The sequence below is a fragment of the Pseudobutyrivibrio ruminis DSM 9787 genome (assembly GCF_900218035.1).
GTDB lineage: Bacteria > Bacillota > Clostridia > Lachnospirales > Lachnospiraceae > Pseudobutyrivibrio > Pseudobutyrivibrio ruminis.
The window spans coordinates 333,528-340,923 of record NZ_OBMR01000003.1; the positions used below are offsets into that span (position 1 = coordinate 333,528).

At 41.0% G+C, this 7,396-nt stretch carries 4 protein-coding genes; all 4 read left to right on the forward strand.

Annotated elements, in window-relative coordinates:
- The first annotated feature begins 4 nt into the window (after positions 1-4).
- The 4 genes from CRN97_RS03510 to CRN97_RS03525 all read left to right on the forward strand — a co-directional run bounded on the left by CRN97_RS03510 (position 5) and on the right by CRN97_RS03525 (position 7,224).
- Positions 5-1,501, forward strand: coding sequence for a glutamate synthase subunit beta (locus CRN97_RS03510; protein ID WP_097075881.1), 1,497 nt, complete (start codon positions 5-7; stop codon positions 1,499-1,501).
- 186 nt (positions 1,502-1,687) lie between these two features.
- A complete protein-coding gene (gene asnB, locus CRN97_RS03515; RefSeq protein ID WP_097075882.1) occupies positions 1,688-3,274 on the forward strand; it encodes an asparagine synthase B in 1,587 nt (528 codons plus the stop codon).
- Positions 3,275-3,288: 14 nt separating this feature from the next.
- Complete coding sequence (locus tag CRN97_RS03520; RefSeq protein WP_097075883.1) at positions 3,289-5,382, forward strand: glutamine synthetase III family protein; 2,094 nt, start codon at positions 3,289-3,291, stop codon at positions 5,380-5,382.
- 96 nt (positions 5,383-5,478) lie between these two features.
- On the forward strand, positions 5,479-7,224 hold the full coding sequence (locus CRN97_RS03525) for an ammonium transporter (protein ID WP_097075884.1): 1,746 nt from the start codon (positions 5,479-5,481) through the stop codon (positions 7,222-7,224).
- Positions 7,225-7,396 lie beyond the last annotated feature (172 nt).

The following is a 7,396-nucleotide window of genomic DNA, read 5'->3' on the forward strand; positions in this document are numbered from 1 at the left end:
AACCATGGGAAAGCCAACTGGATTTTTAGAGTATGAGCGAGTAGAGGCTGAAGCGGTTAGCCCTCTTGCCAGAATAAAGAATTTTAATGAGTTTCATGAGCCTCTTTCAAAGGAGGAGCAGAGAAGACAAGGCGGAAGATGCATGGATTGTGGTGTACCATTCTGCCAGTCAGGTATGACAATTAAGGGGATGACTTCTGGTTGTCCTCTGAACAACCTTATTCCTGAGTGGAATGAGCTTGTATATCAGGGAAATTATGAGATGGCCTATAAGAGGCTTCACAAGACTAGCAATTTCCCTGAGTTTACATGCAGGGTATGTCCTGCACTTTGTGAGAAGGCCTGTACCTGTGGACTAAATGGAGATGCTGTATCTACAAGGGAAAATGAGAAGGCCATTATTGAGTATGCCTATGCCAATGGATTGGCAGACGCAAAGACTGTAGAGGTTTGTACAGGTAAATCTGTTGCGGTAATTGGCTCAGGCCCATCTGGTCTTGCAGTGGCAGATCAATTAAACAGACGCGGTCACAATGTAACTGTATATGAGCGCAATGACAATGTTGGTGGATTACTTCGTTACGGTATTCCTAACATGAAGCTCGAAAAGCAGATTATTGACCGTAAAATCAAAATCATGGAGGAGGAAGGTGTAAGCTTTGTAGTTAATGCCAATGTAGGTGTTGATGTTAAGGCGTCCGATTTGACAAAGAAGTACGATGCGGTAGTTCTTTGTTGCGGTTCATCTAATCCACGTGATATTCAGGCTACAGGTAGAAAAGAGGCTAAGGGTATCTATTTTGCTGTGGATTTCCTTACATCTACTACAAAATGCCTCTGGGCAAATGATATGAAGCTTGTAGAGGGACAGTATATTTCTGCCAAAGGCAAGGATGTAATCATTATAGGCGGTGGTGACACAGGTAACGATTGTGTTGGTACTGCAATACGTCATGGATGTAAGTCTGTAACACAGCTTGAAATGATGCCAAAGGCACCAGATGTGAGAGCTGAATCAAATCCATGGCCTCAGTGGCCTCTTGTATGTAAAACTGACTATGGTCAGGAGGAGGCTATTGCCAAGTTCGGTCATGATCCTAGAATCTACACTACAACTGTCAAGGAATTCAAGACAGATAAGAATGGTGATTTGAAGTCTGTCGTTTTAGTTTCACTTGAGTCTAAAACTGACAAAAAAACTGGACGCAGAATGATGGTGCCAGTAGAAGGTACTGAGAAAGAAGTGCCTTGCCAGCTTTGTCTGATTGCAGCAGGATTTCTTGGAGCGCAGAAATATGTGGCAGACGCTTTCAAGGTAGAGCTGGATGGACGCACCAATGTTGCATCCGTAAATACGAATTCATTCGCTACAAATGTGCCTAAGGTATTTACTGCAGGTGATATGCACACAGGACAGTCACTGGTTGTAAAGGCTATTAGACAGGGCCGCGATTGTGCTCGGGAAGTAGATGAGTTCTTGATGGGTTATACAAATCTATAATTCTAGGTTTGAAAAATTTAATCCAAAATTTATTTTAAAAAATATAAAAATTGTTATTGACAAACAATTGTCAAAAGAATATTATTCTTAACAAATAAAAATCAATGGAACGACAAAGGCGTCGTAGTTTTAGCTAAATCAGCTAGATCTACGGCGCCTTTCTTGTTCCTATGGGAAGGTGATTTTATGTGTTCGATTATGGCTTTGAGTAAATGCCACATGGAAATGAAAGATTTCGAGGCGGCATTTTCAAAAACGGTTTCTAGAGGGCCAGATATGCAACGAGTTATAACCGTAAATGATTCGGTGCTGGGCTTTCAAAGATTATCAATTATGGGTTTAACAGAAGCAGGAATGCAACCCTTTGAGCTTGATGGCGATTATGTAATATGCAACGGAGAGTTGTATGGATTCAAAACAGAGCGAGAGAGTTTGAAAGCAGAGGGATACAAATTCTTAAGCGACAGTGATTGCGAAATCATTTTACCAATGTATCGTAAATACGGAACAAAGATGTTCGAAAAACTTGATGCAGAATTTGCAATGGTTATTTACGACAAGGAAATAGATGATTTGGTAGCAGCAAGAGATCCAATCGGAATTAGACCTTTGTTTTACGGATACGACAGTGAAGGTTCAATAATGTTTGCATCAGAAGCAAAGAACTTGGTTGGTCTTACAGATGAGGTTAAGCCATTTCCACCAGGACATTATTATTACAAGGGTGTGTTTACATGCTACAGAGATTTGGCGAAGCGACAGACATACAGATTAGACGGTGTGGAGGAGGTTGCAGCAAACATTAAAGAAAAGCTTGTAGCTGGTGTTGAGAAACGACTTGATGCAGATGCTCCTGTAGGATTTCTTCTTTCTGGTGGACTTGATTCATCACTTGTTTGTGCAATAGCGCAAAAGATGATGGATAAGCCAATTAAAACATTTGCAATCGGCATGAACGAGGATGCAATCGATTTAAAGTATGCAAAGGAAGTTGCAGATTACATTGGTTCAGAGCATCACGAAATCATAATCAATAAAGACATCGTTATTGAGTCTTTGGAGGAAGTTGTTGCAGCACTTGGTACATACGACATAACAACAATCCGAGCCAGCATGGGAATGTATTTAATCTGCAAGGGAATCAAGAAACAGTTCCCAGAGATAAGAGTTCTTCTTACTGGTGAGATATCAGATGAAATCTTCGGTTATAAATACACAGATTTTGCTCCAAATGCAGAAGAGTTTCAGAAGGAAGCAGAAAAGAGACTTAGAGAGCTTTACATGTACGATGTACTGAGGGCTGACAGATGTATCTCAGTTCATTCAATGGAGGCAAGAGTTCCATTTGGTGATTTAGATTTTGTGGATTATGTAATGAGCGTAAATCCTGAAATCAAGATGAATAAATACAACAAAGGCAAGTATTTATTGAGACATGCATTTGAGGAGGGCGATTACTTACCACATGACATTTTGTTTAGAGAAAAAGCAGCGTTCTCAGATGCAGTTGGACATTCAATGGTAGATTACCTGAAAGAATATGCTAATAGCTTATACAGTGATGAGGATGTAAAGAATGCGTATCGCAAATACGAATTTGCAACACCTTTTACAAAGGAATCACTTTTGTATAGAGATTTATTTGAGAAGTACTATCCAGGCCAGGCACAGATGGTTGTAGACTTCTGGATGCCAAACAAGGCTTGGGAGGGATGCGATGTTGATGATCCATCCGCACGCGTGTTAGCAAACTACGGTGCTAGTGGAGTATAAGAGGAGGATAAGAAATGAGCAAGGTTACAGAGATTTTCGGAAGCAAAGTATTTAATGATGAGACTATGAAAGAGCGCCTTCCAAAGGATGCTTACAAAGCTCTTAAGAAGACGATTGAAGAGGGACGTCCTCTTGACAGAGAGCTTGCAAATGTAATTGCACATGCTATGAAGGAATGGGCAATTGAACTTGGAGCTACACATTTCACACATTGGTTCCAGCCAATGACAGGTGTTACAGCTGAAAAGCATGATTCATTTATTCAGCCTGAAGAAGGTGGCAAGGTTATCATGACTTTCTCAGGAAAGGAATTAATCAAAGGTGAGCCTGATGCATCTTCATTTCCATCAGGTGGTTTAAGAGCTACATTTGAAGCAAGAGGATATACAGCATGGGACCCAACAAGCTATGTATTTATCAAGGATGATACTCTTTGTATTCCAACAGCCTTTTGTTCATACTCAGGTGAAGCACTTGATAAAAAGACTCCATTACTTCGTTCAATGGAAGCACTTGATAAATCAGCAGTTAGAGCACTTAAGCTTTTTGGTCACGAGGATGTAAAGAGAGTTATTACAACAGTTGGACCAGAGCAGGAATACTTTTTAATTGATACAGAAATGTATAACAAGCGTCCAGATTTGATTTATACAGGACGTACATTATTTGGAGCTAAGCCTCCAAAGGGACAGGAACTTGAGGATCACTATTTTGGAACTATTAAGCCAAGAGTTTCTGCTTACATGAAAGAGTTAGACGAGGAGTTGTGGAAACTAGGTGTACTTGCAAAGACAAAGCATAATGAAGTTGCGCCAGCTCAGCATGAGCTTGCACCAGTGTACTCAACCACTAATATAGCAACAGATCATAACCAGCTTACAATGGAGATGATGAAGGTTGTAGCTGGACGTCATGGAATGACATGCTTACTTCATGAAAAGCCTTTTGCAGGTGTAAATGGTTCGGGCAAGCACAACAACTGGTCTATATCAACCGATACCGGAGTAAACCTGTTAGAACCAGGTGCTACTCCTTCCCAGAACACTCAGTTCTTGTTGTTCTTAACAGCAGTAATTAAGGCTGTAGACGAGTATCAGGAATTACTCCGAGTATCGGTTGCTTCTGCTGGAAATGATCATAGACTTGGAGCAAACGAGGCACCACCAGCAATCATTTCAATGTTCCTTGGAGATGAGCTTGAGGCTATTGTAGAGTCAATCATCGATGGAACTGATTATGAAGACATTAAAAAGAAGAAGATGTCAATTGGTGCAGCTGTTATTCCTAGCATCTCACAGGATACAACTGATAGAAACAGAACATCACCATTTGCCTTTACAGGTAACAAGTTTGAGTTTAGATCACTTGGTTCTGCAGCATCTATTTCAGGTCCAAACGTTGTATTAAATACAATTGTTGCAGAGGAGCTTGATAAGTTCTCAGAAGAGCTTGAAAAGGCAGCTGATTTCGATAAGGCACTTGCAGAGCTCCTTAAGAGAGAGCTTACAGCCCACAAGAGAATCATCTTCAATGGTAACGGATATTCTGATGAGTGGGTAAAGGAAGCAGAGAGAAGAGGACTTAAGAACCTCAAGTCTACAGTAGATGCGCTTCCAGCATTCGTAGATAAGAAAGCAATTGATGTATTTACAAAGCATAACGTATTTACGGAGCAGGAGCTTTATAGCCGTTATGATATCCAGCTTGAGAATTACTATAAGGTAATTGATATCGAAGCCCTTACAATGGATGCTATGGTTAAGAAAGACATTATGGCAGCTGCTAGTGATTATCAGTTTACACTTGCAGAAACTCTTAACGCAAAGGCAGCTACAGGACTTCCAGTTGATTCTTCAGTGGAAAAGAAGAGATTGGAGCAGGCAGCTAAGTTAACAACATCAATGGATGAAAGACTTGAGAAGCTTGAAGCAGACATTGATAAGGCTAAAGAATTAACTGAGACATATGATTTGGCTAAGTTCCATCATGATGTGATTTTTGCAGATATGAATGAGCTTAGAGAGGTGGTTGATGAGCTTGAAACAGTAGTACCAAGTGATATCTGGCCATACCCAACATACGGAGAAATCCTTTATAGCGTAAAATAAGCGTAATTAGAAGGTAGCACAAAGGCGTGCAGTATTTGAAAAAATACTGCGCGCCTTTTTATATAAATAATAATAAACCCCAAGGAGGAAAATATTATGGAAGCTTATTCAAGCATGTTATTTGGAGTCTGGTTCCTTATAGGAGCTGCCCTTGTATTTTGGATGCAAGCGGGATTTGCAATGGTAGAGGCAGGTTTTACCAGAGCAAAAAATACAGGAAACATCATTATGAAAAACCTGATGGATTTCTGTATTGGTACAGTAATGTTTATTGTTTTAGGATTTGGTCTTATGTTTGGAGAGGATTGCCTCTTTGGATTAGTAGGAAGACCAACACTTGGCATATTTACAGACTACGCAAACTTCGATTGGAGTAATTTTGTATTCAACCTTGTGTTCTGTGCTACAACAGCAACAATCGTCAGTGGTGCCATGGCAGAAAGAACAAAGTTTATCAGCTACTGTGTATATTCTGGAATTATTTCACTTGTAATTTATCCAATTGAGGCTCATTGGATTTGGGGTGGTGGCTGGCTTTCTCAGATTGGCTTCCATGATTTTGCAGGTTCATGTGCAATCCATATGGTTGGTGGTATTTGTGCACTTATTGGTGCAAAAATTCTTGGACCTAGAATTGGTAAGTTTACACGTGACAGCAAAGGCAAGATTAAGAAGGTAAATGCATTCCCAGGTCACAACATTGCACTTGGAGCACTTGGTGTATTTATCCTTTGGCTTGGCTGGTATGGCTTCAACGGAGCAGCTGCAACATCACTTGAGCAGTTAGCATCAATTTTTGTAACTACAACAATTGCACCAGCCGTTGCAACAGTAACAACAATGTCTTATACATGGATTAAATATGGTAAGCCTGATGTATCTATGTCTTTAAATGCATCACTTGCTGGTCTTGTAGCAATCACAGCTCCATGCGACGTAACAGATGCACTTGGTGCAATTATCATCGGTATTGTTTCTGGATTTTTAGTAGTTTTCGGTGTGTGGCTTTTAGACAACAAGATTCGTGTTGATGATCCAGTTGGAGCTGTTGCAGTCCACATGATGAATGGTATTTGGGGAACAATTGCAGTTGGACTTTTCGCAACAACATCAGCACCACAAAGCGAATTAGCTGGTCTTTTTTACGGGGGAGGATTTAAGTTATTAGGAATACAGTTACTTGGTGTTTTATCAGTAGGCGCTTGGGCAGCCGTAACAATCACTATCGCATTTTCGGTAATCAAAGCTACAATCGGTCTTCGTGCATCAGCAGAAGAGGAAATCGTAGGCTTAGACAGAACAGAGCATGGTTTACCATCTGCATACTCTGGATTCAACATGCTTGAAGACGACTTTGATACTGATGAGCTTGACGATGAGACAGCTAACCTTATCACAGAAACACTTGAAGCAGCAGGACTTGCTTCACTTGATGAAGCAGTGGAAGTAGAGTACGCTCCATCACAAATCACTGCAGCTGGCAAGCCTAGAATGACTAAGATTGAAATTCTTTGCAAGGAACGCAACCTTGAAAAGCTTAAGAATTCACTTATGAAGTTAGGTATCACAGGAATGACTGTATCTCATGTTATGGGATGTGGTGTCCAGAAAGGCGCACCAGAGTACTACAGAGGCGTAGCCCTTGAGCCAGCCCTTCTACCAAAAATCCGTGTAGACGTAGTAGTATGCAAAGTACCTGTACAGCAGGTAATCGACACCGCCAAGAAGGTCCTTTACACTGGCCACATCGGTGACGGCAAAATATTCGTATACGACGTGGAGCAGGTAGTCAAAATCCGCACCGGCGAAGAAGACTTTGCCGCCCTCCAAGACGTAGAGTAAAACCTTAAGGTACCCGCCGCACCCTGGGGCCCCGCGCCCCTTTCATGGGTGGGTACGTCACAGATTTTGGATTATCTAAATGTGTAGTCGCCCATATTTATTAGTAGGTGTTCTTACAAAGTTTTACAATTCTATCGGTAAGGTATGGGTGGAGACGGACAAACACTACACT

Coding starts and splice junctions, on each gene's coding strand:
- CRN97_RS03510 (WP_097075881.1), top strand. CDS start 5: ATGGGAAAGCCAACTGGATTTTTAGAGTATGAGCGAGTAGAGGCTGAA.
- asnB (WP_097075882.1), top strand. CDS start 1,688: ATGTGTTCGATTATGGCTTTGAGTAAATGCCACATGGAAATGAAAGAT.
- CRN97_RS03525 (WP_097075884.1), top strand. CDS start 5,479: ATGGAAGCTTATTCAAGCATGTTATTTGGAGTCTGGTTCCTTATAGGA.
- CRN97_RS03520 (WP_097075883.1), top strand. CDS start 3,289: ATGAGCAAGGTTACAGAGATTTTCGGAAGCAAAGTATTTAATGATGAG.